The organism is Vibrio syngnathi (assembly GCF_002119525.1).
GTDB lineage: Bacteria > Pseudomonadota > Gammaproteobacteria > Enterobacterales > Vibrionaceae > Vibrio > Vibrio syngnathi.
Map to the genome: position 1 here is coordinate 703,827 of NZ_CP017916.1, position 25,592 is coordinate 729,418.

Sequence of the window (25,592 nt, forward strand, 5' to 3'; positions counted from 1 at the left end):
ATTATGGAATTCTTTAATTTAGATGTATGGAAGCAAGCACTCTCTGAGTTTGGAATCAGTAGCCAAGCCGTACTTTACGGGATGATCTTGCTGACCACTATGTTACTGACCCTTACTCTTGGTTTTCTTTTTGTAGGCACTCGCTCCCCGTTGGATAAAAAGCTCAAGCAGATATCCAGTGGTAGTCATACGAGTAGTAGAAAACCTTACGATTTTACCAATACGTTAGAATCGTTAACGCCATTTATTGGACGAGGGAATAAAAAAGACAACGAAACTTACTCAGAAAAACTCATGCATGCCGGATACCATGAAAAGAGTGCGCTTTCTGTCTTTTACGCTTTCAAAGTACTGTCAGCCCTTATCGGATTTGTTTGTGCATTTATGGTGTTTTATTTAGCGATAGGTGGCAGTTACAACAACTTATTGATTGTGACTTGTATCTTTGTCGGTACGTTTTTACCCAATTTTATATTGAGTAAAATGCAAAAAGAGAGACAGAGAAAGATCAGGAATGGTGTGCCAGATGCTCTTGACCTGCTGGTGGTCTGTACAGAGTCCGGTCTTGGTTTTAATGCTGCGCTAGGGCGAGTTGCTAACGAACTATATATTTCACAGCCAGAGTTAGCCGATGAATTGGAGACTGTTTTTGCCAAGATACAAGCAGGTGTCACCATGCCAGATGCTTTGAGTCAGCTCGTTGAACGAACAGGACTTCATGAATTAGATGGGCTCATATCTTTACTTTCTCATGCCTCAAGAATGGGGGGGAGCTTGGCGCAAACCTTACGAGACTATACCGAAGATTTTCGAGATAAGCGGCAACAAGCTGCGGAAGAAATTGCAGCAAAGATACCCACTAAGATGTTATTTCCTATGTTGTTATTTATTTGGCCTTGTTTTTTTATTGTTGCCCTAGGACCTGGGATGATGATTGTTATGGACGCATTGAGTGCGCCAGGAGTCGGTTTATGATGCTAATGAATAGAATGGTTTTACTTTTACTGCCGCTATTAATTTTAGGGTGTGCCTCTTCTGATGAACCAACTAATCAGTTTGATGCCGAGTTGTATTCGGGGAAGCCAATTGACACCTTAACCAGTGACGATCCCCCTATCAGTGAAAAAGAAGCCATTATGCGTGGTGATGTGGCTTTGAGGGACAACAATATCGATTTGGCACTTTACGAATATATTCGCTCTCTGTCTTTTCCTGAGCAAGAGTTTCACGATAAAACGTTGTTTACTATCGGCCGAATTCATTCATCGAGAGGCAACTATGCACTGGCTGAAAAAGCGTATCTGGCGGCATTAGATTTTAACCCAGCGCATACGGAAGTGCTAGAGCAGTTAGGCGTGTTATATACCAAACAGCGTCGTACGGATGAGGGAAGAAGCTATTTCTTTAAAGCGATTAATGCAGATCAAGTGCGTTTAAAAAGTAGTGAAACGATTACAAATTACCAAGCCTTAAGTCAAAGTGAAGTAGCCGCTTTGAAGGTTGACAGTATGTCTCCTGCATCAGCCTTTATGGGTATTGGCGTGCTGGAAGATGTCGATGGAAAACATCAAATTGCACAAGAATACTTTAAAAAATCGCTGACTATCGATAAGACATCAGTGAAAGCTCTACTGAATATGGGGTATTCCCATTACATGTACGGTAACTACAAAGAAGCGTATCAATATACTCGTTCGGCTTTAGAGATAGAACCGAACAATGAAAAGGCTCAAAACAACCTTGCGCTCATTTATTTGGCATCAGGTGATGTGAAAAAAGCGATAAATGTGTTTATGCGTCATATGGATGCACCTGAAGCTCTGAACAATGTAGGGTATTTTTTAATTATTCAAGGTCGACCAGATGAAGCCGTTCCTTACCTTCAACAAGCTATTGATAAGAAACCCTCTTATTACAAAATCGCCAATGAAAATCTGAATAGAGCGCTATCAGAGGTAAGAGAGATGAAGCAATAACTACTTAGCGCCAGTTTTAGTGCAATGAAAAGGATCTTTATATTGCCTAACCGTGAAAGTTTTAATAAAGATGTCATTGTAATCTCTATTTTTTGGTTTGCCTGCGCATCAGTGATACTGTTTTACAAGTGGGAAGCAGTATCCGCACTCAATCTAAATGATAACGATGATTATATGCGTTATGTTCAGTTCCAAGCGTGGATGAAAAGTGGTCATTGGTACTTAGAACCGATGAGTAATTTCAATGCTCTCGATGGCATTATTATTCATTGGTCTCGGTTTCCTGATCTAATGTTATCTATAGTCGCTTTCCCATTGCTATTTATAATTGATGATAGTCTTGCTTATTCAATCTCGATTTCTGTTGTGCCATTGTTTTACTTGTTACTTTACGCATTATCATGTTTCTATTTATGTGACCAATACTTTGGGAGAAAATATCGCTTCATAAGTATGATGTTTGCTATTTCCTCTCCTTCAATTATTCATTTCCTGCCAGGTTCTATTGATCACCATAATATTCAACTTATATTAGCAGCACTGTTTCTTTCAGTTACACCTCTTACTACTCGTAGTCTCAATCAATCATGGCGTGTTTATATACAATCCACTTTCCTATCTTTATCTTTGTGGACGGGTGTGGATAATCTATTGTTGTTCTTTCCGTTCTTTTTTCTTTATACGGTCTATTTCGGTTTTTTTAATAACGGATACTTTAGTTATATCTCCAAGCTATACGCTACTTGTACGGTTTTGTCATCTATTACTGTTTTATTGAATAGGCCTTACGATGAGTTTTTTGTTTTAAAATATGATGAAGTATCATTTATTATTATAATATTATTCTTTAGTGGTTGGTTGTTTGTTCATTTTTATCACAGATTGGCGAGTAATGATAAGAGTGTAATTGAAAGGACTTTCCTGTTTATTACTCTTGGTTTGTTGTGTTTACTTCCTGTTTTTATTGTTTACCCATCACTTACTAGTGCTTTATTAATTGATTACCCTCCAATACTTAAGATGTATTGGCTTGATCAAGTGACGGAAGCTAAATCTGTTGCTAATTATATATCAACCCATGGTTTATTTTCTGTTGAAAACTATGCGTTGCTATTGGTTCCCGCAATTCTATCCCCGATATTTAAGTTAAAAAACCACCATGCAATAATATTGTACATCATCTTTATGTTTAATTTATTTCTTGCGCTATTTTGGCAGATTAGACTAATGAGGTTGTGCTTTGTTTTAGCTGCACCTTTTCAAGCATACTTTATTATGAAATTGTCCGATATTGTTAGATATTCAGTTCTAAAAATTATTGTTATCTTCTCTGGTGCTCCTTTAGCTTTAGCACTTTTTATTGTTGTTTTGTCACCAGAAGAAAAAGTAACCACTGTTTTTGATAATATAGAAAACCCACCAGATATATTTAAAGTATTAAAAGATAACGGTATTAATTCACATACAATTCTTTCTGGGATAGAAACCGGCGCTCCTGTACTAGCAAAAACCAACAACAGTATCATTGCAGCGCCTTACCATCGAAATATTGCTGGCAACCAATTCCTAATTGAAGTGATGCTAGAAGAGGACATGCTCTTAGCAAGAAAAGAAATAATAGACAAAAGGGTTGATTATATATTGATTGGTAATGACCCTCATTTATCTCTTCTGGAGGCGTCGGGAAGCGATAATTCTCTAGTTAAAAGGCTTCATGGGGATAATGTTCCAGATTGGCTAGAGGTGACATACGACGGAGTTAAGGATGGTTACCGAGTTTTTAAAGTGAGGGGTGAGAATGAATAAGCAGAAATTAGCAGTATTACTCCCATGTTTTAATGAAGCGGGTGCTATCGGAAAGACAGTTATGTCTTTTAAGCAGGCTTTACCTGATGCGTCTATTTATGTGTATGACAACAACTCAACCGACAACACGGTAAACGAGGCATTGCAAGCTGGGGCTATTGTTCGACATGAGCCTCGCCAAGGTAAAGGGGAGGTTGTCAGGCGAATGTTCTCTGATATTGATGCTGATATCTATGTGATGGCTGATGGTGATGACACTTACGATGCGTCAATATGCCCTGCGCTGATCGAACAATTGGATAATGAAAAACTCGATATGATTATTGGAAGTCGAGAGCGAGCTTCAATGGCTTATCCCAAAGGGCATATCCTAGGAAATAAGCTGTTTTCATCGCTGATTAATTTAGCATTCAATGCTCAATTGAGTGATGTGTTTTCTGGTTATCGAATTATGAGCCATCGATTTGTCAAAACCGTACCCATTTTCAGTGATGGCTTCCAAATAGAAACAGAGCTTACCGTTCATGCGCTACATCATAATATGCCAATCAAAGAAGTTTCGACGCAATATCAATCAAGGCCTGAAGGCACAGCCAGCAAATTGAATACCTTTAGTGATGGGCTCAAAATTCTCAATTTCATTTTGTTCTTATTGAGAGATGTAAAGCCAATGTTTTTCTTTGGCGTGTTGTCTATGTTGCTTTGCTTCATTTCATTGGTTTTAGGAATCCCCGTTATCATCGACTTCATCGATACTGGGCTCGTCGAAAGGGTGCCTACTGCGATTTTGTCTAGTTCAATTGCATTGATAGCGGTGATGTCTTTTTTCTGTGGGTTGATACTCGACAACGTATCACGAGGTAGGCGAGAGATGAGGATCCTTTCTATATTACGAACGAGTGATAAAACGCTATCTGAATAGGAATCAAGCATGCGAACAAGCAAGGATGAAGACAAAGAGTGGATCGATTATTTGTCCCGTTTCAGTGACGAATATGATGAGCGAGTTTATAACGGAAATACAACGGGTTATGTGATGAGAGCTGGTCATATAGCATGTGAAAAGCCATTTGGTGAAAGTGAACACTTTTCGAGAGTGTTAGAAGTGGGCTCAGGAACGGGCGAACACTTATTGCATGTTAAGCACACCTTCGACGAATACATTGTTAGTGATGGCGATGCATCAGCACTCGAAGTAGCAGATAAGCAACTCAGTCGTATAAATTCTTATGACAAACTCACTTTTAACGTAACTAATGCTTGTGAGTTAGATTTTGAAAGCAATAGTTTCGATCGCGTGATCGCAACTCATATATTGGAGCACTTATACGAGCCTCACTTGGTGATCAAAGAGTGGTTGCGAGTGTTAAAACCTGGAGGCACTCTGTCTATTTTGATTCCTACCGATCCTGGGATCGCTTGGAAAATCGGCCGTTATATGACGACAAGAAAACACGCCTTACAGAAGGGGTGGCATTACGATTACATTATGGCGAGAGAGCATGTCAATCCATGCAATAACTTAATCGCTTTCTTAAGGTATTACCTTCCTGAACACCAAAAATCATTTTGGCCGCTGAGCTTTGTGCCGCTTATTGATTGCAATTTGTTCTTCAACTTTCATGGTATTAAACCGCTATCGGGAAATTAAAGGTGCCTCTGTTTTTAAAAGTAAGAAGTAAGTGATCAAACCACTCACTTCTTATTCTCAATTATTGCTTAGATCGCCAAACCTGTAATTGCGCCAAACAACATAAACACACCCACTAACCCTACAATCGGGACCTTTACGGTTTTTAATAACCACACACCAACAATGATCAGAGCGAAGTCTATGCCGCTGCTCACTGCACTGGTGAAGATGGGTTGATACAGGGCCGCAAGCAATAGACCAACAACTGCTGCATTCACACCGGTAAGAGCACCTGCCACCAAAGGCTTGCTTGCAATCGCCTGCCAATTCTTCAGTACAGCCAGTAGCAATAAGAAACCCGGTAAGAACACCGCAACTGTTGCGAGCAGTGCACCTGTAATCGGTGCCGATGGCATCAACACATAGCCTAGATAAGTGGCTAATGTAAACATTGGGCCAGGTACAGCTTGCGCAGCGGCATAGCCTGTTAGGAAGGTATCTTGAGACAGTTGGTCACCGATACCATTTTGTAGCAGAGGAAGAACCACGTGCCCGCCACCGAATACCAAACTACCTGCTTGGTAAAATAAACCAAATACTTCAATGCCTTGAGAGTATGCACTAAACAGAGGTAAACCAATTAGTAGTGCTACAAAAATCACTAGCGGTGTTATGGATACCTTATGTGTCGAAGGTGTTGTTTTTAAGTCTTGCGAGGTTAAGAACTTACTGCCAGCCATCGCTGCAAATAGGAGCACTAAGACTTGAGGCCAGATCCCAGGAATCAAAAGTAGAACAATCGCGGTGATCACACACAGTGCTGTTGCTATCTTTGATTGGCAAAAGTTTTTGTACATGCCGAAAGTGGCGTCAGCTACAACCACGACCGCGAGTAGCTTAAGTCCGTGGATGATTGAAATGAAAAGCGGTGCTTCCAACAACTGGTTGCTCACTAAGGCCAATATCAACATTAGGATGACAGAAGGGGAGGTAAAACCGACAAATGCGGCAATCGCACCGGTTAAGCCACCTTTTTTGTAACCAACCGCGAAGCCAACCTGACTTGAGCCTGGACCAGGCAGAAATTGACTGAGGGCGACAATTTGCCCGTACTCTTCGTCGGATAACCAATTCAGTTTCTCAACAAAGGTTTTACGGAAGTAGCCAATATGTGCCGCTGGTCCGCCAAAGCTAATCCAGCCAAGCCAGAAAAAGGTTTTAAAAATTGAAAGCATGATCGATTCCAGATAAATGTTTAGCGTAATTTAGGTGGAGTTGAACTATGATTCAAATTAATTGTTTTAATTATAACTATGAATTATATGGGATTGATTTGTGGCTGATTTTAACTGGAAAGGTATTGACCTTAACCTATTGATTGCACTACAGGCACTGTATAAAACGAACAGTGTGAGCAAAGCGGCTGAACGTTGTTATGTCAGCCAGTCTGCGATGAGTCATAGTTTACAAAGGCTACGAAAGTTGTTTGATGACCCTCTGTTTGATCGTGTCGGTAGCAAGATGGAGGCGACCGATCGAGCCATTGAACTGTCCAGTACGGTAGAAGCTCTGCTCAATACCATCCAGTCAGAGGTGTTACTGTCTAAATCGTTTGATGCCGCGACTTATAAAGGGACTTGGAAGATTGGTCTTACCGATTATGCTGAGCAGATGTTCGCGCCAGCATTGTTTGACCTCATCAAGCAATCCTCTCCTAATTCGCAAGTCGTGCTGTTCAATGTAAACCGGAGTAACTATCAGCAAGTATTTGAAGACGCCAAGCTTGATATGGCGATAGGCAGTTTTGGTGAGGTCTCAAAGCAATATCGAACCACGCATTTGTACACAGAGCAACATGTCTGTTTATTCGACAAGTCGGTTGTATCTATTGAGGGGGCGATATCGTTAGAACAGTTTGTTGCTGTCGAGCATGCTCTTGTTTCACCTGCTGGGTCTTTAAAGACTGGCGTTGATAAACGTTTGGCTGAATTAGGCTTCAGCCGAAAAGTGGCTATATCTTCAAGCAACTTTTTAACAGTAAAACGTTTGATAAGAGGTAGGGAGTTATTGTGTATCGTCCCCAAACTGGTGGCACGCAATGATATTCAAGACCAAGATACCGTAGTAGCTGTAGAGCCACCTATCGATGTGCCTGATTTTGATATACAGCTCATCTATCGCAAGACTAAGCATTTAGATGATAAAAATAAGCTACTTAGGAAGCTTTTTACACAAGCCGTTTCATCTGTGGTTGCTGCATAGTTGCAGCAGTTGTTCGGTCATCAATTTTATGTGAATTATTTTTAGAAAAATCCAGCTTATTATAAGAACCAGACTATACTTAATTTACGGCTCAAAGCAGTCGTAAAGAATAGGCTTTTTGATTTACCTAAGTAAAAAAATTGTTTATATCTTAATGGTATAGATTAAAAAACCACCAGGCTAAACGGACTTAGTTGGTCTTAAAAGCGCTAGCTCCCCCTAGCGCTTTTTCTTTTGCTCTAAGTTAGCTCTAACCCCTTAGGTGTTTACAGATCTGAGTTGTTTTATCGTGTTTTAGATCAGTTAACGATCGAGTTGACCGACTAAGAGCATCGAGCTATGTAGACCGACGAATTATGAGCATCAGCTAGCTACGAACGGTCAGTATCAAGCCATCAATTACACTGTGGTGGTGATCAGAAACCCCAGCAAGGTTGCCGTATTTCGGCTGGTGGCGATCATTTTCTAATGGATGCTGCCAACCTTGTGTATGTTCTACAAAGTGCGCCGCAAAGCTTTCAGACACCTCTAAACATCCAGCCATGACAGTATCAACATAGGTTTGAACGATAGGGCTGTTTTCGCAAGGTGCTTCAATCTCGTCTTTGATGTAAACCCAGATCGATTGATCCTGTTTAAACTCATTTTGGCTTTCTATCTGAGAGGCCTTTAATTCGATTCGGTGATAACCACGCTCACGGCGATCAAACTCAGTCAGCGCAATATCATCCACTTCAAGTAAAACTCCATTCACTTGTCCCTCACCGAGATTTACGATCAAAGGTGACAACACATAGCTGTCATCGATCTTACTCCAGTGACGAACTAGGCCATGCACTATCGCAGGAATCGCTTGTCCTGTTTGACCTGTGAGTTGACGAGAAGAGGAGTTGATCAAGCTACCATAACCAAAAATATACATCGCGTTCCCTGTCTGTTCTTTTGTATTTGAGACTAGTCTTACTATATGTTTGGCTTCATCAAATGTCAGTAGTTTTTTATTTTACACACTCATGAGTCTAAATGACTTTATGGGGTGTGTTTTATTGACACTTTTTTGAAGCCTAAAGACTCCTTGTTGCTTGTTTTTATTGGCTTTATATCTTTGGCGCGTTTCATGCATTACGTTAGGCAATATTGCAGTGATGATTACTGCATCATGAATTTGACTATGAAATAGCAATTCCCAGAAGCCACTCTTGGCTTGTTATCTGAAATGAGGAACGAGTTTGTTAAATATCACAGATAAAAGTGTAGAAGATGCGATTCCTGCATATCTTCGATTAGGTTTTAGACCTTTCTTCTTTTTAGGCAGTCTCTATGCTGTGATCGCGATTGTGGCTTGGGTCATCATGTTCCAAAACGGTCAGCCAGAAATGCTAAAAGTACCGGCGCTTTGGTGGCACGTACATGAAATGCTGTTTGGCTTTGCCATGGCGATTGTGGTCGGTTTTGTGTTAACTGCGGTGCAAACGTGGACGGGCGTCAATGGAACCAAACACTATCGATTAGCCGGACTGGTTGGTTTGTGGTTGGCACCTCGTATTCTGTTTTGGACCCCCGCACCGTTATGGCTGATCTCATCGGTTGAGGCGTTGTTCTTAATCTTCGCCGCTTACGAAATTGGTTTCCGAGTTGTTAAATCGAAAGGCTGGAAGAATCTATTCTTTGTGCCGCTGTTTATATTGGCTATCGTGGCGAACTTTGCTAGTTACGCAACCATTAAGGGTATGCCTCCATTTCCATCGTCTGCAGTTTGGCAAGCGATGTTGTGGTGGTTTACCTTGCTGCTATCAGTGATGGGAGGGCGAGTTATTCCGTTCTTCACGGCACGTCGCTTCGATTTTGAAAAAGCACAACCACTGGTTTGGTTGGAATGGTTAGCGAATCTACCTTTGGTTGGCTTATTTGTATTGAGCTTCTTCCCATTGACCTTTGCTCAAGTCGGCAATGAGTTGATGGTATTTGCAGGTGTGACTCAGTTGGTGCGCTTTATCCGCTGGAAGCCTTGGACTACGTTATCTGAACCCTTGGTGTGGTCGCTGCATGCGGCTTACCTATGCATCCCTTTAAGCTTGCTGCTAAGAGGCTTGTTAGATAACCCATTTGCAAGCCATAACATGCTGCACCTGTTTGCGATTGGCGGTTTGAGTGGGCTCATTCTTGCGATGATCACACGTGTCACCATGGGACACACAGGCCGTGCTATCTATAAAGGGCCAAGTATGGTGCTGGCGTTCTCGGCTATCTTTATCGCGGCATTAGTTCGTAGTTTAGGTGTCACTTTCTTCCCTGCTTACTTATTTGAGATGGTCAACATCAGCGCGGGTTTATGGACGTTGGCGTTTGGTCTGTTTATCTGGAAGTTTGGCATGATGCTGTTAACACCAAGAGTGGATGGTCATCCGGGGTAAGCGTATTGATTTTCTAACACATTTTTAAAGGGAAGCACTGAGCTTCCCTTTTTGATCGCAGCTAGTTATCGCTTTAATTTGTCTCTGTTTGAGAACAGTTCATTTCATTGTTGTCGATAAAATAGCATAGAAGTTGATGGTGAATCGGAGAGTTACGAACCCATTGAAATCCGGCACAAACGATTTGCAGCAATGGAGTGTGATCCGCTGCAAATATTTGCAGCAATATTCATTGATTTGTGCTCTAATACCGCGCTTACCAAGGGATGGTGTTAAAAGATGCTCACTTAGATGGAGTTATCAAAGTTGACCGATCCCTTAATGATCTCCCTTAGGAAAAATAGAACATGTCTAAGAACAAAAAATTTGATATCCGCCTTACAGAAAAACGCAACGGTTGGTGTGCAGAGATTACTCGTCAAGTAACGTCTCGCAGCACAACAGTATCTAAGCGTGAGTCTGGTTTTGAAACTGAAGCTCTAGCACAAGAGTGGGCAGAGAAAGAGCTAGCATCTTTCATCGCAAACCAAGCTGAACGTAACGAGCGTAAATCAGAGCAGCGTAAAGAGCGTGACGAACTACGTCATACTAAAGAGCTTAAAGCTGAGCAAGCACGTGAAGCACGCGCAAAAGCTCGTGAAGAAGAGCAAGAAGACGCAGAGTAATCCAGCGCTTAATTAATTTACAGGTTCCTTAATTTTAAGATAAGGGACAAGTAAAAAAAGCCCCAATATAACTTTTTTCTTTCTAGTCAAAAGTATATTGGGGCTTTTTAGTTTGTGGAGTTTATTTTCGAAAATGTAGCCACTTCTTGCTAGTGACTACATGTCATTCATTGATTAGTTGTTAAGCGCCGTTAGCCAATCATCTTCCGCTACTTCTTCAATATAGCTCTCAACTGATTGTCCCACTTCATCGTCATCTTGTTTGAAGTAAGCAATGTGGAATACTGCGTCACCTTCGTTCACCAACGGTAGAGTTTGTTGGCCAATCACGATACCGCCTTTAGTGGTGATTACTTGGCCTTCTTGGTGACCTAATGGAGAGCTTATGTAAGCAAGGGTTTGTCCTGCTTCAACTTGTTCGCCAAGTCTCACCATGTTACGCAAAATACCGTCTGACTCAGCGCGGATCCAGCTGGTGGATTTGCTCAACACTGGCTCTGGCAACTTTTTACGGTTTGGGCGCAGCATGCCGATTTCTTTCATCACTTGATGTACGCCAAGGTAACCCGCACGAATCGCTAGGTGATCAAAACGCAACGCTTCACCACCTTCGTAAGTTAATACAGGGATACCCAATTTTTCCGCTTCGCTACGAAGTGATCCGTCACGCAGTGGTGAGTCAATGATCACTGGTGTTGCGAACGCTTTTGCGATGCGCAATGTTTCTGGGTTCGACAGGTTTGCACGGATCTGTGGCAAGTTAGTACGGTGAATCGCACCTGTGTGTAGATCCAAAATAAAATCACAGTGCTTCGCCACATTCTCAAAGAAGGTGTAAGCGATGCGTGATGTTAGCGATCCTTTCTCACTGCCAGGGAAGCAACGGTTTAGGTCACGACGGTCTGGTAGATAACGAGATTTATGGATAAAGCCAAACACGTTAACGATAGGCACAACAATCAAGGTACCTTTCAGTTTCTTTGGATCAATCGCATTGGTCAGTTGTCGTGCAATCTCAACACCGTTTAGCTCATCGCCGTGGATAGCCGCATTTACCATCAGTGTTGGGCCTGCTTGGCGACCGTGAATAATTTCAATCGGGATCGAAAGTGGAGAGTGCGTGTAAAGCTGAGCCGCTTGCAGTTCAATCTCCATTCTCTGTCCTGGCTGAACAGTATAACCAAGTAATTCGAAGGGTTGATTAGGTTTTAGTCTTGCCATTTAGGTTGTTCTCAACATGGTGATAATTCGTTAACACGGAATGTATCAATCGTTGATTTTTAGTACGAATCAATCGCTTTACGGTGACGACAAAACTTTTTTATGGAGGGGTTTCTTAATTAGTTTCTGTTTTTGATTTGGCTAGTTAGAAGGGGTTTATAATTGTGAATTTCCTGACAATACATTGATTTAACGCTGATATTTATTGTTCGGTTGGTTGGTATTATCCATCGCCATTTTTTGGCGGCCAAATTCAAATATCGAGATCAAAATGAAAAAAACAATTTCAAAAGTTGTAGCACTAGCAGTGGTATCTGTTGCTCTATCTGGCTGTGTGGGTAGTAATGCAGTAACCGGTTATCTAATGAAGTTTAACGTGAAGGCTGTTGATAACCGTTATGCTCGTGGTGGTTTGAACATATTGCTTGCACCGGCTTACGGTCTAACAGTTGCAGCTGATTACTTGGTATTCAACTCACTAGAGTTCTGGACTGGCAGCAACCCACTAACAGGTGCACCGCATATATTTGATACTAAGATTGATACTTACCTTGATATAAACCATCAGCTTGATAAGTCACTTACTGAAGCACCAGTGGGTCCTATTACGAGTGCTGATATGATTGAGAAAGGTCAAATGCAGCAGATCGACGAAAACACGATCCAAATGGACATCACTTACCAGTCTGGTGAGCGTGCGACATTGATCGGAGTTCGTGATGGTGAGATGGTGACATACTTCATCGACGGCGAAGTAGTGGCACAAACTTCAATTGATGAGTTAGAAAGCTACGCGGCTTCACGCGCTTAATTGTTTATTTAGTCACAAATACATAGCTACAAAGATTGGATACAAAAACAGGTACTCATTGAGTACCTGTTCTATTTTGTGTCTATAAACGGTGTTTACTGAAAAGTGCTATTTAGTGAAGAGCCCTATTTATTGGAAACACCATTTATTGAACATATATAGCTTATCGAATTATGCTTTTTCTGGGATAGCTGCAAGCAGTGCAACCATTTGATTCCAGAATAGCTCAACCGTATCGATCTTCACTTTCTCATCAGGAGAGTGAGGGAACTTGATGGTTGGGCCGAAAGAAACCATATCCATGTTCGGGTAAGGTTCTTTGAATAGGCCACATTCAAGACCAGCGTGGATAACCATGATGTTTGGTTTGTGACCGTAGATACCTTCGTACATGTCGCGGAAGATGTGCATGATCTCTGAATCAGCGTCTGGCTTCCAACCTGGGTAAGCACCAGAGAACGCGATGTTAGCGCCTGCTAGTTCAGCAACAGAGTGCAGCATGCTTTCTACTTGGCTACGACCTGAATCGATCAAAGAGCGGATCAGGCAAAGCACTGTGATTGAGTTTTCTTCTGTTGTGATAACACCTACGTTTAGAGACGTTTCAACAACACCTTCAATCTCGTCACTCATACGAATCACGCCGTTTGGACATGCGTTAAGTGCCGCGATAAAGCGAGCTTGGTCTGCTGACGCCAGTGCGCCCATTTCTACAGAAGCTTCTTCATTGAAAGTCACGATGCTGTCTTCTACTTTGCCTAGCTCTGTTGAAAGCAACTCTGTGTAGTAGTTGTATAGCGAAGCCAGTTTCTCTTGGTTTTCAGCAGGAACAGCAACCGTTACGAAACCTTCACGAGGAATAGCGTTACGCAGGCTACCACCTTTGAATTCGACGATGCGAAGGTCTAGCTCTTTTGCGTGACCCGCTAGGAAGCGAGCAAGCAGTTTGTTTGCGTTTGCACGACCTGTGTGGATGTCACAACCAGAGTGACCGCCTTTTAGGCCTTTTAGCGTTAGCTTGCGTGTTACGAAGTCAGCTGGAATCGCGTTACGTGCAATTTCAAATGTCATTGCGCCGTCAATACCGCCAGCACAACCCATGTACACTTCGCCTTCTTGCTCTGAATCGGTGTTAAGAAGGATATCACCTTCTAACCAACCAGCTTCAAGACCGAAGGCACCAGTCATGCCTGCTTCTTCATCTACTGTTAGTAGAACTTCGATAGGGCCGTGTTGGATTTCGTTTGAAGCAAGAACCGCTAGGCAAGAAGCCATGCCCATGCCGTTATCAGCGCCAAGCGTTGTGCCTTTCGCTGTAACCCACTCACCATCAATGTATGGTTGGATTGGATCTTTAGCGAAGTCATGAACTGTGTCTTCGTTCTTTTGTGGAACCATATCGATGTGAGCTTGTAGCACGACACCTTTTTTGTTTTCCATACCCGGCGTTGCTGGCTTTTTGATGAATACGTTGCCCGTTGGGTCGCGACGTACATCTAGGCCTTGCTCTGTTGCCCACGCAATAATGTATTGAGCAAGCTCCTCTTCATGTTTCGAAGGGTGCGGGATTGAACAAATTTTATCGAAAAACTGCCAAATAGGGGCAGGGGACAATTTACTGATCTCAGAATGGAATTCAGACACGGATGACTCCTTTTTTATTTGATAACCATATATTTAGGATTTCTATAGGTAAAAACTTAGAATAAAAATCTAAAATATGGGTCTGTTTTGATGGCAACAGCATACCACTTGAGCGTTTTGACGAGTAGCGGTTATAAACCTCAAATACCTCAAACTTTGAAAGCGATCTTGTCCACCTGATCATAATTAAGAGACTTGATGCTTATAAATGGCGCAGGCAAACGTTTGTTTAATTCTATTCTGTAATTTAATTACAGGAATAAGTTTTCAAAATAACCATAATTGGCCAAAAGTGTGACACATAGCAAAAAATACTTGTAATCTTTTTTCTTTAGGGTATATTAATAACCAACTTCTGATATGAAGAGTAAATGCTCAAAGGATGAGTCCGTTTTATCGCCTCCAAGGAACCGAGAAATCAAATTCGTTTTTTATTGATTTATTAAGGTGATAGTTATGAAAGGTTTACCATCTGCAATGTTCTGGCTTAACAGCTCTGTTTACACTAGCAACTTTGCATACCCTACTAGCTTTGGTTACTAATACCGTAAGCATGTAACTCGAACAGTTTTGTTCACCCCTATATATTGGAATTCTTTTACAGCCCTTTTGGTTGACAGATTCTACCGCCACTCAGTTTTGAGTGGCGTTTTTTTTGCCTGCTACTTTTCTAAACCGCTTATCACTTATCACTCATCATTTTCCTGCTGTTCTGCATGGTTGTTTTTTAAACGCCGAAATATCAATTTGCGCCTTATTACTGATTCTGTTGAAAAATACGTAACTATTGTGAGTTTGAATTCAGAATTTATAAGCTAGATTCTCAATGAAAATAGCCGAGGGTAGAAAAAACAACCAACTAATTACATTGGATGTTTTGCTTTTAATTGCTTGTTTTTAAGGGCTATTTTCCATTAATGCTTTGGTTTTTAATTGCTTCGTTTAATACGGCATTCTGATAAATATCGATTAGAGCCTTAATTCTATCTGGAATTTGTTATTTGATAACTTTATAATCCACAGCCAATCGATTACGCAACCGTTTACTCTTTACCCTTATAGGATTCGATAATGTTCGAAAAGCTATTCAAACTCAGTGAAAATGGCACCAATGTGCGCACTGAAATCATCGCAGGTCTAACAACCTTCCTAACAATGGCTTACATCATTTTTGTAAACCCAATGATTCTAGCTGATGCTGGTATGGACCATGGCGCTGTATTTGTAGCAACCTGTTTAGCAGCTGCTATTGGCTGTTTTATCATGGGCTTTGTTGCTAACTACCCAATTGCTCAAGCTCCAGGCATGGGTTTGAATGCATTCTTTACCTACGCTGTTGTAATGGGGATGGGTTATACGTGGCAAGTTGCTCTGGCAGCGGTTTTCGTATCGGGCGTGATCTTCATCTTCTTAAGCATCTTTAAGATCCGTGAATGGATTATCAACTCGATCCCTATGTCTCTGCGTGTTGGTATCTCAGCGGGTATCGGTCTTTTCCTAGCGTTTATTGCTCTTAGCAATGCTGGCATCGTTGTTTCTAACCCTGCGACTAAGGTTTCACTTGGCGATATCACTGCGATTGCGCCAATGTTAGGTGCGCTTGGTTTCTTCCTGACTATTGCTCTTGTTCACCGCGGTGTGAAAGGTGCGGTAATGATTGCGATTCTAGCCATCACGGCTATCGGCATTGCAATTGGTGACGTTCAATACGGCGGCATCATGTCTACTCCACCAAGCCTAGCGCCAACGTTCATGCAGCTTGATTTCTCTGCTGTATTTGAAATTGGTATGATTTCAGTGGTATTCGCATTCTTGTTCGTCGATTTGTTCGATACAGCGGGCACTCTGGTTGGTGTTGCAACGAAAGCAAACCTAATCAAAGAAGACGGTAAACTGCCTCGTCTGAACAAGGCACTGCTTGCTGACTCAACAGCAACATCAATTGGTGCACTGCTAGGTACATCAAATACAACCTCTTACGTTGAGAGTGTTGCGGGTGTCGCTGAAGGCGGCCGTACCGGTCTAACAGCGGTTGTTGTTGGTATCTTGTTCCTACTGGCTCTTTTCTTCTCACCGCTTGCCGGTATGATTCCAGCCTACGCAACATCAGGTGCGTTGTTCTATGTAGCAATTTTGATGATGTCTGGCCTAGTTGGTATTGATTGGCGTGATCTTACGGAAGCAGCCCCAGTCGTGGTAACATGTCTGCTTATGCCGTTGACATACTCTATCGCTGAGGGTATATCACTAGGCTTCATCGCTTACGCTGCAATTAAGCTGCTAAGTGGTAAAGGTCGCGACGTTTCACCTGCTGTGTGGGTAATGTCGGCTATCTTTATTCTTAAATATACTTTCGCTTAATCGTCTAGATTTCTGCTTAATCGCTGAAGAGGCTATGTTTGAAATAGCCTCTAATAACATGACAAAATTATTAGGTTTTATACTATGAGCAACAAATTCGTTATCACTTGGGACAATATGCAGACTTACTGCCGTCAACTTGCTGAAAAGCAAATGCCAGCAGAGCAGTGGAAAGGCATCTGGGCAGTGAGCCGTGGTGGTTTGGTTCCTGGTGCAATCTTGGCTCGTGAGCTAGGTATTCGTCACGTAGATACGATTTGTATTTCTAGCTACGACCACGATCACCAACGTGATATGACAGTCGTTAAAGCACCTGAAGGTGACGGCGAAGGTTTCCTAATCGTTGAAGACCTTGTTGATAGTGGTGACACTGCACGCAAGCTTCGCGAAATGTACCCTAAAGCGAAACTTATCGCTGTATGTGCAAAACCATCTGGCGCAGATTTGTTAGACGAATACATCGTTGATATCGCTCAAGACACATGGATTGAGCAACCTTGGGATACTAGCCTAAGCTTCGTTGAGCCGGTAAATCGCAAGTCAAAATAAGTGTAAACTTAGTTTTTTGAGAAATGACCCTTTATAGGGTCATTTTTTTTTATATGATTAGTAACAACCATTTCTTATTAAGTATCCCAATGTCTGAATCAGAAGAAACGAGCTCGAACCTTTCGGAAACCTTGTTTGTAAAGCACAAGCAGGCCAAAGAGACCTCAATGCTTACGCGTTACATGCCAAGTTCAGAAGAACTGTTGGATAAAAAACGTGAAGAGCAGAACTCATCTTGGTATCGAAACCTAAGACGTCTTCAGTGGGTATGGCAAGGCGTAAACCCGATAGAGCAAGAAGCGGTATTGGCACGCATCGCCTCATCCGATAATTCTCGTACCACCGATGAGTGGTTAGATACCGTGATGGGCTACCGCAGTGGTAACTGGGCATACGAATGGACCAAGCTGGGTATGCAGCATCAGAATCGTTCTAATGAGAAGAAGGGTGAAGAGATGGCTGAAGAGCTGTTTTCAGCCTCTTTGTGTTTCAGTATTGCGGGTTACCCACACCTAAAGAATGACAACCTTGCTGCTCAGGCGCAGGTATTAGCGAACGCGGCGTATTCTGAAGCGATCAAACACACCAAATTGATCGTCAAACAAATCGAAGTGCCGTATCAAAACAAGAAGATCAAAGCGAATTTGCATCTAACCAAAACAGACAAACCACAACCGGTTGTGATTGTCAGCGCGGGTCTAGATAGCTTGCAAACCGATATGTGGCGCTTGTTTAGGGATTATTTAGCACCAAAGAACATTGCCATGCTAACGGTAGACATGCCATCGATAGGGCACAGTGCACATTGGCCGTTAACAGAAGACTCATCTTGTCTTCACCAAGCTGTTCTGAATGAGCTGCCTAACATCCCATGGGTCGATCACCACAAGGTTGGCTTGTTTGGCTTCCGCTTTGGTGGCAATGCGATGGTGAGATTATCTTTCCTAGAGCAACATAAGCTTAAAGCGTGTATCTCTTTAGGCGCGCCAATTCACGATATCTTTGTTCATGCCGACAAACTGAAACAGATGCCGAAAATGCATTTAGATGTGTTGGCTTCGCGTCTTGGTAAAGGGGCGGTGGATATCAACAGCCTTTCTGGGCAATTGATGGCGTGGTCACTCAAGGTACAAGGTTTGCTGTCAAACAGTAAAACCAGTGTTCCGATCTTGGCATTGGCCTTAGAGGGCGACCCTGTATCACCTCCAATGGATAATCAACTGGTTGCTATTTACAGTGATTACGGCAAAGCGAAGAAAATCAAAGCTAAGTCAATTACACAAGGTTATGAGCAATCCCTCGAATTGGCGATAAAATGGCTTGAGGATGAATTATTTAGATGACATTTCTCCTAAATTAGTTAAGCATGAAAAGTGTACAAAGTAAGTACCTGATACTCAGAGATAATTTATAAAATCCAATTGCGTAGTTTCTACGTATAACAGTCTGAGTAGCGTCATTCTTAACATTGAAATGGAGATTCAATATGTCAGAAGTGACACAACAACCTACGCATTATCGCTTGTTAAATGTTTTAAAAGCTATTGGCCCTTACTTAAGAGAGCCGCAATCAGAAGAAGGCCACTATATTTTTGATTGCTTGTCTGTGTGTGTGAACGATAAAAAATCACCAGAAGAACGTGAGTTTTGGGGCTGGTGGTTGGAGTTGGACAAGTCGGAAGAAGGATTTTCGGCGAAATACAACACGGGTAAATACAACATCGATGGTAACTGGGATCCTTTGCCATTACCTAAAAAGGCGGTCGCTGAGGTCTCTCGAACTCAAGAAGCCTTTCACCAAAAGCTGGTTGATGAACTTCAAAAGAAATTTGAAATCGGCGTTCAGTTAGACGAAGAGTCTGTCGAATTCGTCTGATTTTAAAGGTTACTCTTCTATATAAAGCAAAAAGGTGCGATTTCGCACCTTTTCTACTTGTGAATTCCCCTTTTGATTGCTAAAACATCACCTCTTATTTGTTTTATCCATAAAAGACTTCATGACAACAAATCATCAAAGCGGGACAACAGCACAGCGTAAAACTGTCGTTGTTAAACTGGGTACCAGTGTCTTAACTGGTGGAACATTGGCATTAGACCGCGCTCATATGGTTGAGCTGGTTCGTCAATGTGCTGAATTAAAAAAACAAGGCCACTCTGTGGTTATGGTTTCGTCTGGCGCAATTGCAGCCGGACGTGAGCACCTTGGTTACCCCGCACTTCCCAACTCGATGGCAAGCAAACAATTGCTTGCGGCAGTTGGGCAAAGTCAGTTGATTCAAGTTTGGGAGTCTTTGTTTGCTATCTATGGCCTTAAAATTGGCCAGATGCTACTGACTCGTGCTGATCTCGATGATCGCGAGCGTTTTCTGAATGCTCGTGACACGATCAACGCACTCGTTGAACACGATATAATTCCGGTAGTAAACGAAAACGACGCAGTAGCCACCAACGAAATTAAAGTGGGCGACAACGATAACTTGTCGGCACTGGTTGGTATTTTATGCGGCGCTGATAAGCTTTTGCTATTAACCGACCAAAAAGGCCTGTTTACCGCTGACCCTCGCAAAGATCCAAACGCTGAACTCATCAAAGAAGTGAAAACCATTGATGACACATTGCGTAAGATCGCAGGCGGAAGTGGTACTACGTTAGGTACCGGCGGCATGGCGACAAAACTGCAGGCAGCTGATATTGCTCGTCGTGCGGGTATTGAAGTGATCATTGCAGCGGGCAGTGCTGAAAATGTGGTGTTTGATTCATTGAGTGACAACCCACAAGGCACGCGTTTCTTGCCTTTAGCTGAAGCGCTTGAAAACCGTAAACGTTGGATTCTAGCGGGCCCTGCTTCTGCCGGTGACATCGTGGTTGATGATGGTGCCGTTAATGCTGTGAACACTAAAGGCAGCAGCTTGTTGGCGAAAGGGGTTATTCGAGTTCAAGGCGAATTTTCTCGTGGTGAAGTTACCCAAGTCACAGACAGCAAAGGCAAAGTAGTCGCGCGTGGTATCGCCAGTTACTCAAGCCAAGACCTAGCAAAAATTGCAGGCAAGCACAGTAAAGATATTGGCGACATTCTTGGATACGATTATGGGTCAGAAGTCATTCATCGTGACGACCTAGTTGTGATTCAAGAGTAGTTCGTGATGATAAGGCGATGCACTACGAATATACATAATCGTAAATCGCCTTGTTACATCCAAAGACAGACAGAATTTAGGGAGAGTTAAACGTGGATTTAACTAACATGGGTATCGCAGCAAAAGACGCTGCGTTTCACCTAGCGACCGCATCAACGGCGCAAAAGAACAAGGCATTGGCGATCATCGCTGATGAGTTAGAAGCAAATGCGGCAGATATTTTAGAAGCGAACGCAAAAGACATCGAACTTGGCCGTGAAGCGGGTTTAACTGACGCACTGCTTGATCGTCTATTGCTGAACGAAGAGCGTCTAAAGGGTATTGCTAATGACGTCCGTAACGTGATTAGCCTGAATGACCCAGTTGGCAGCGAGATTGACAGCAAGGTACTGGAAAACGGTATGTCACTGTCTCGCCGTCGCGTGCCACTTGGCGTGGTGGGTGTTATCTATGAAGCGCGTCCAAACGTAACGATTGATATTGCAGCTCTGTGTTTGAAGACAGGTAATGCAAGCATCCTACGTGGTGGTAAAGAGACGTTCTTCTCGAACATGGAGCTGGTTAAAGTTATCCAGTCTGCATTAGAGAAAGCGGAGCTTCCAGCCGCTTCAGTTCAGTACATTGAGAAACCTGATCGTGAACTCGTATCTCAACTGCTTAAACTGGATGACTACGTGGATATGATTATTCCTCGTGGCGGCGCTGGCTTACACAAGATGTGTAAAGAGAACAGCACCATCCCAGTGATCATCGGCGGCTTTGGTATCAGCCACATCTTTGTTGATGAAAGTGCGGACCTTGAAAAGTCGGTTGATGTGGTTGAAAACTCGAAAGTTCAGCGTCCATCTGCATGTAACTCCTTGGACACGCTGCTAGTGCACGAAGCGGTTGCTGAGGCTTTCTTAGCGCAGCTAACACAGCGTTTAGCGGGCAAAGTAACCTTGGTTGCTGACGCTAGTGCAAAATCATTGCTTACTGGTTTTGAAGACCAACGTGATGCCGTTGAAGGTGACTTTGACACTGAATGGCTAAGCTACACGCTAGGCGTAAAAGTCGTTGCGGATGTGGCAGAAGCGATTGACCACATGCGCGTACACAACGCGAGTCACTCAGATGCGATCATGACCAACAGCCTAGAGAGCTCAGAGCGCTTTATTAACTCTGTCGGTTCTGCGGCGGTTTATGTGAATGCATCAACACGTTTTACTGATGGCGCACAGTTTGGTTTGGGTGCAGAAGTTGCTGTATCTACTCAAAAGCTGCATGCTCGCGGCCCAATGGGCTTAGAAGAACTGACAAGCTACAAATGGGTCGGTAAAGCGAACTATTTGGTTCGCGGTTAACGCTGGTCGTTAATTTTACTCCTCAGCTCATTTTTGAAATGGCTTTGGAGTAGCAATAATCAATGAATCACCACACAAAAGGGCCTTAATTGGCCCTTTTTCTTTCCTAACGTTTGGCAATTCCGTTACACTGATATTCAATTATTTGGAGGTGATATGCATTGTCCTTTTTGTTCAGAGAACGACACTAAAGTAATCGATTCAAGACTGGTAGCCGATGGCCATCAGGTTCGTCGTCGCCGTCAATGCCTTGCATGTAGTGAACGTTTTACGACTTTCGAATCGGCAGAACTTGTGATGCCTAAAGTCATTAAGTCGAATGGAAACCGCGAACCATTTAACGAAGATAAAATGGTCGGTGGTGTTCAGCGCGCCCTAGAAAAACGCCCAGTGAGTGCTGATGCGATTGAACTTGCGATCAGTACGATTAAGTCACAACTCCGTGCAACTGGTGAGCGTGAAGTACCAAGCGAGATGATTGGTAATCTTGTTATGGACCAATTGAAAGAATTGGATAAAGTGGCGTACATCCGTTTTGCCTCTGTTTATCGCAGCTTTGAAGACATCCGAGAATTTGGCGAAGAAATCGCTAGATTAGAGGATTAACCCCTCAATCATGTCTAACTTTACTCCCTTAGATTTTCAAATGATGTCGCGTGCTATTCAGTTAGCAAAACGCGGCATTTATACCACGGCACCCAACCCGAATGTGGGCTGTGTCATAGTACAAACCGATGGTCAGGTCGTTGGCGAAGGTTTCCATGCCAAAGCAGGCGAACCTCATGCCGAAGTGCACGCTATGCGAATGGCCGGCGATAAGGCAAAAGGTGCGACCGCTTATGTCACGCTAGAACCTTGTTCGCACTATGGTCGAACGCCACCTTGTGCTGAAGGTTTGATTAAGGCTCAAGTTGCGAAAGTGATTTGCGCCATGCAGGACCCAAACCCAAAAGTCGCGGGCCGTGGTATTAAGATGCTACGCGACGCGGGTATCGAGGTTGAAATTGGTTTGCTTGAGCAAGATGCTCTCGATTTGAATCCTGCATTTATCAAGCGTATGCAAACCGGCATGCCATTTGTTCAATTAAAGATGGCCGCTAGCCTCGATGGCCAAACGGCATTGGGAAATGGTCAAAGCCAGTGGATCACCTCGCCAGAAGCGCGTCGTGATGTTCAGAACTACCGAGCAAAATCAGGCGCTGTGTTATCAACTAGCCAAACGGTGATTGAAGACAACGCGTCGTTGAATGTTCGCTGGACTGAGTTACCAAGCAGTATTAAAGATCATTACGCTGAAGACGAACTGCGTCAGCCGATTCGCGTGATCCTTGATCGTCAAAACCAACTTCGCCCTGAACTCAGATTATTTCAGACTCCAACATCGGTATTGAGAGTAGCCGAAGCGTCTGCTGATATTACAGTCGGAACTACAGATGCTGGTCAGCTTGATTTACACGATCTGATGCGTCAATTACCTGCGAACCATATTGATCATGTTTGGGTCGAAGCGGGTGCGACATTGGCAAAAAGCTTGATTGAAGCGCAGCTAGTGGATGAGCTAATCCTCTATTTAGCACCTAAACTTATGGGCAGTGACGGACGAGGTTTGATGGGCGCATTAGGGCTCACTTCAATGTCTGATGTGATTGACCTAGAAATTAAAGATGTTCGACAGGTTGGTGTGGATATTCGCATCGTAGCGAAACCCGTATTTCGAAATCGATAGTAACGAAACCGATAGTAACGAAACAATAGTGGGAATAGTTCTACTAACCAAATACATGTCGTTGACAACAAAAAGAGTTTTAAAATGTTTACAGGAATTGTAGAAGCCGTAGGTACATTGAGTGCAATCACTCCCCGCGGAGAAGACATCACCGTAACGGTTAACGTGGGCAAGCTTGATATGGCTGACGTTAAGTTAGGCGACAGTATCGCGACCAATGGTGTGTGTTTGACGGTTGTTGAATATAACGACCACAGCTACAGTGCAGACCTTTCGCTTGAGACCCTGAAAAAAACGGGTTTTGTCGATTACCAAGCCGGCGACAAAGTTAATCTTGAGAAAGCAATGTTACCAACCACGCGTTTCGGTGGTCATATCGTATCGGGTCACGTTGATGGTGTGGGTGAGATTGTTGAGCGTAACCAAGTTGGTCGTGCGATTGAGTTCTGGGTAGAAATGCCTGCTGAAATCTCAAAGTACGTGGCTCAAAAAGGTTCGGTGACGGTTGATGGTATTAGCCTTACCGTGAACGATTTGCGCAAGAACGCATTTAAGCTGACGATCGTTCCTCATACCTCTTCAGAAACGACCATAGATCAATTCAATGTTGGTCGCAAAGTGAATCTAGAAGTCGATGTATTGGCGCGCTATATGGAGCGTTTACTGCAAGGCCAGCAGCAAGAGTCTGAGCCTGAATCTCGACTGACGATGGAATTCTTACAGCAGAATGGTTTTGCATAACCGTTTGTACAAAGCTTGCTAAAGAGCACTTTGTAAAAGCGCAGCAATATCATCAGGTTTAAATAGTGTCGGTTCTAGGAAGCAGAACCATTTCAAAGGATATAGAACAATGCCAATTAGCACTCCTCAAGAAATTATTGAAGACATTCGCCTAGGGAAAATGGTTATCCTGATGGATGATGAAGATCGCGAAAATGAAGGCGATCTGATCATGGCAGCAGAACATGTTACGCCAGAAGCGATTAACTTCATGGCGATGTATGGCCGTGGCTTAATCTGTCTAACGCTGACTAAAGAGCGTTCAAACCGCATGGGTCTAGCGCCTATGGTTCAAGACAATAACGCTCAATACACGACTAATTTTACGGTTTCGATTGAAGCGGCAGAGGGCGTAACAACCGGTATTTCTGCATCAGACCGCGCTGTGACGGTTCAAGCTGCTGTTGCGAAAGATGCGAAAGCGGCTGACTTAGTTCAACCGGGTCATATCTTCCCACTGACAGCTCAAGAAGGCGGCGTTCTAACGCGCGCGGGTCACACTGAAGCGGGCTGTGATTTAGCACGTTTAGCGGGTTGTGAACCAGCTTCAGTTATCGTTGAGATATTAAACGACGATGGCACCATGGCACGTCGCCCTGATCTTGAAGTCTTCGCTGAAAAACACGATATCAAACTAGGCACCATTGCTGACTTGATTGAATATCGTAACAACACAGAAACGACGATTGAACGTGTAGCACAATGCCATCTGCCAACAGAGTTTGGTGATTTCGAGCTTGTGACTTACCGTGACACGATTGATAACCAGATCCACTACGCGATGCAAAAAGGTGACCTGTCTGTGGGCGCTCCTCTAGTACGTGTTCACCTGCATGACACGTTCACCGATCTACTTCACTCAGACCGTGGTACAGAGCGCAGCTGGTCGTTAGATAAAGCAATGAAGCGCATTGGCGATGAAGGCGGTGTGCTGGTTATTCTGGGCAACGAAGAGTCGTCTGATTCTTTGATTCACAAAGTGAAGACATTCGAAGCGCAAGATAAGAACGAGCAGCCAACCATGGCGAAGAAGCAAGGTACCTCGCGTCGTGTTGGTGTCGGTTCTCAGATTCTTCAAGACCTAGGCGTACACGATATGCGTCTGCTTTCTTCAAGCACTAAGCGTTACCACGCATTGGGTGGTTTTGGTCTTAACGTTGTTGAGTATGTTTGCGAGTAAGTCGATATATCTCTGTTTATAGCAACATAATTTACCGATGATTCCAGTGGCTCTTTTGGTGATTCGTTTTGCCAAAAGAGCAAA

Annotated in this window: 24 protein-coding genes; 20 read left to right on the plus strand and 4 right to left on the minus strand. The window is 43.2% G+C overall.

The genetic code is table 11. The features are described 5' to 3' along the window. Positions 1-3: 3 nt before the first annotated feature. From K08M4_RS03395 to K08M4_RS03415, 5 genes are read left to right on the plus strand one after another with little or no spacing between them, the layout of a single operon-like run. Entirely contained in the window at positions 4-975 is a 972-nt protein-coding gene (locus K08M4_RS03395; protein WP_086048855.1) for a type II secretion system F family protein, read from the plus strand. Then, on the plus strand, positions 972-1,976 hold the full coding sequence (locus K08M4_RS03400; protein WP_086048856.1) for a tetratricopeptide repeat protein: 1,005 nt from the start codon (positions 972-974) through the stop codon (positions 1,974-1,976). The genes K08M4_RS03395 and K08M4_RS03400 overlap by 4 nt, the downstream gene beginning before the upstream one ends. Before the next feature lie 24 nt (positions 1,977-2,000). Further along, positions 2,001-3,782 carry a hypothetical protein gene (locus K08M4_RS03405; RefSeq protein ID WP_086048857.1) on the plus strand — a complete coding sequence of 594 codons (1,782 nt, stop codon included), beginning with the start codon at positions 2,001-2,003 and terminating at the stop codon, positions 3,780-3,782. Continuing rightward, positions 3,775-4,704: a glycosyltransferase family 2 protein gene (locus K08M4_RS03410; RefSeq protein ID WP_086048858.1), complete on the plus strand. Its 930-nt coding sequence runs from the start codon at positions 3,775-3,777 to the stop codon at positions 4,702-4,704. Before K08M4_RS03405 ends, K08M4_RS03410 begins: the two co-directional genes overlap by 8 nt. A gap of 9 nt (positions 4,705-4,713) precedes the next feature. Next, positions 4,714-5,433, plus strand: coding sequence for a class I SAM-dependent methyltransferase (locus K08M4_RS03415; RefSeq protein ID WP_009847486.1), 720 nt, complete (start codon positions 4,714-4,716; stop codon positions 5,431-5,433). Between the two features lie 68 nt (positions 5,434-5,501). Here the strand turns inward: K08M4_RS03415 and chrA are convergent, their stop codons facing one another. Further along, positions 5,502-6,650 carry a chromate efflux transporter gene (gene chrA / locus K08M4_RS03420; RefSeq protein ID WP_086048859.1) on the minus strand — a complete coding sequence of 383 codons (1,149 nt, stop codon included), beginning with the start codon at positions 6,648-6,650 and terminating at the stop codon, positions 5,502-5,504. 100 nt (positions 6,651-6,750) lie between these two features. Here chrA and K08M4_RS03425 point away from each other — a divergent pair, with 100 nt between their 5' ends. Beyond that, complete coding sequence (locus K08M4_RS03425; protein ID WP_086048860.1) at positions 6,751-7,677, plus strand: LysR family transcriptional regulator; 927 nt, start codon at positions 6,751-6,753, stop codon at positions 7,675-7,677. Between the two features lie 367 nt (positions 7,678-8,044). On the opposite strand, the gene K08M4_RS03430 is transcribed toward K08M4_RS03425, so the two are convergent. Continuing rightward, positions 8,045-8,599 (minus strand): gamma-glutamylcyclotransferase family protein, encoded by a 555-nt coding sequence (locus K08M4_RS03430; protein WP_086048861.1) that lies wholly within the window; start codon positions 8,597-8,599, stop codon positions 8,045-8,047. Positions 8,600-8,906: 307 nt separating this feature from the next. Here K08M4_RS03430 and K08M4_RS03435 point away from each other — a divergent pair, with 307 nt between their 5' ends. After that, positions 8,907-10,091, plus strand: a complete 1,185-nt coding sequence (locus K08M4_RS03435) for an NnrS family protein (RefSeq protein WP_086048862.1) — start codon at positions 8,907-8,909, stop codon at positions 10,089-10,091. Between the two features lie 347 nt (positions 10,092-10,438). After that, positions 10,439-10,756 carry a DUF3622 domain-containing protein gene (locus tag K08M4_RS03440; RefSeq protein WP_009847480.1) on the plus strand — a complete coding sequence of 106 codons (318 nt, stop codon included), beginning with the start codon at positions 10,439-10,441 and terminating at the stop codon, positions 10,754-10,756. A 174-nt stretch (positions 10,757-10,930) separates the two neighbouring features. On the opposite strand, the gene K08M4_RS03445 is transcribed toward K08M4_RS03440, so the two are convergent. Continuing rightward, a complete protein-coding gene (locus K08M4_RS03445) occupies positions 10,931-11,977 on the minus strand; it encodes a succinylglutamate desuccinylase/aspartoacylase family protein (RefSeq protein ID WP_012604657.1) in 1,047 nt (348 codons plus the stop codon). Between the two features lie 271 nt (positions 11,978-12,248). On the opposite strand from K08M4_RS03445, the gene K08M4_RS03450 reads away from it, so the two are divergent. Continuing rightward, the gene (locus tag K08M4_RS03450) at positions 12,249-12,788 is read left to right on the plus strand and encodes a DUF3332 family protein (RefSeq protein WP_086048863.1); all 540 of its coding nucleotides are present in this window, start codon (positions 12,249-12,251) and stop codon (positions 12,786-12,788) included. A 171-nt stretch (positions 12,789-12,959) separates the two neighbouring features. Here K08M4_RS03450 and K08M4_RS03455 read toward each other — a convergent pair whose 3' ends face one another. Beyond that, positions 12,960-14,432: an aminoacyl-histidine dipeptidase gene (locus K08M4_RS03455; RefSeq protein ID WP_086048864.1), complete on the minus strand. Its 1,473-nt coding sequence runs from the start codon at positions 14,430-14,432 to the stop codon at positions 12,960-12,962. A 456-nt stretch (positions 14,433-14,888) separates the two neighbouring features. On the opposite strand from K08M4_RS03455, the gene vcdP reads away from it, so the two are divergent. The 11 genes from vcdP (at position 14,889) to ribBA (ending at position 25,508) form a co-directional block, all read left to right on the plus strand. Next, positions 14,889-14,975 (plus strand): small protein VcdP, encoded by an 87-nt coding sequence (vcdP, locus tag K08M4_RS22575; RefSeq protein ID WP_016767614.1) that lies wholly within the window; start codon positions 14,889-14,891, stop codon positions 14,973-14,975. 528 nt (positions 14,976-15,503) lie between these two features. Then, a complete protein-coding gene (locus K08M4_RS03460) occupies positions 15,504-16,793 on the plus strand; it encodes an NCS2 family permease (RefSeq protein WP_086048865.1) in 1,290 nt (429 codons plus the stop codon). An 84-nt stretch (positions 16,794-16,877) separates the two neighbouring features. Then, a complete protein-coding gene (gene gpt / locus K08M4_RS03465; RefSeq protein WP_017084190.1) occupies positions 16,878-17,342 on the plus strand; it encodes a xanthine phosphoribosyltransferase in 465 nt (154 codons plus the stop codon). 89 nt (positions 17,343-17,431) lie between these two features. Then, positions 17,432-18,685, plus strand: coding sequence for an esterase FrsA (frsA, locus tag K08M4_RS03470; RefSeq protein ID WP_086048866.1), 1,254 nt, complete (start codon positions 17,432-17,434; stop codon positions 18,683-18,685). A 143-nt stretch (positions 18,686-18,828) separates the two neighbouring features. Next, the gene (gene crl, locus K08M4_RS03475) at positions 18,829-19,218 is read left to right on the plus strand and encodes a sigma factor-binding protein Crl (protein ID WP_017091097.1); all 390 of its coding nucleotides are present in this window, start codon (positions 18,829-18,831) and stop codon (positions 19,216-19,218) included. Between the two features lie 76 nt (positions 19,219-19,294). Beyond that, entirely contained in the window at positions 19,295-20,479 is a 1,185-nt protein-coding gene (proB, locus tag K08M4_RS03480; protein ID WP_198299307.1) for a glutamate 5-kinase, read from the plus strand. A 92-nt stretch (positions 20,480-20,571) separates the two neighbouring features. Further along, positions 20,572-21,822, plus strand: a complete 1,251-nt coding sequence (locus K08M4_RS03485) for a glutamate-5-semialdehyde dehydrogenase (RefSeq protein WP_086048868.1) — start codon at positions 20,572-20,574, stop codon at positions 21,820-21,822. Positions 21,823-21,978: 156 nt separating this feature from the next. Further along, complete coding sequence (gene nrdR, locus K08M4_RS03490; protein ID WP_086048869.1) at positions 21,979-22,428, plus strand: transcriptional regulator NrdR; 450 nt, start codon at positions 21,979-21,981, stop codon at positions 22,426-22,428. Between the two features lie 40 nt (positions 22,429-22,468). Beyond that, complete coding sequence (gene ribD, locus K08M4_RS03495; RefSeq protein ID WP_086048870.1) at positions 22,469-23,548, plus strand: bifunctional diaminohydroxyphosphoribosylaminopyrimidine deaminase/5-amino-6-(5-phosphoribosylamino)uracil reductase RibD; 1,080 nt, start codon at positions 22,469-22,471, stop codon at positions 23,546-23,548. Positions 23,549-23,632: 84 nt separating this feature from the next. After that, entirely contained in the window at positions 23,633-24,289 is a 657-nt protein-coding gene (locus tag K08M4_RS03500; RefSeq protein ID WP_010436361.1) for a riboflavin synthase, read from the plus strand. A gap of 109 nt (positions 24,290-24,398) precedes the next feature. Then, a complete protein-coding gene (gene ribBA / locus K08M4_RS03505; protein ID WP_004734397.1) occupies positions 24,399-25,508 on the plus strand; it encodes a bifunctional 3,4-dihydroxy-2-butanone-4-phosphate synthase/GTP cyclohydrolase II in 1,110 nt (369 codons plus the stop codon). The last annotated feature ends 84 nt before the right edge of the window (positions 25,509-25,592 follow it).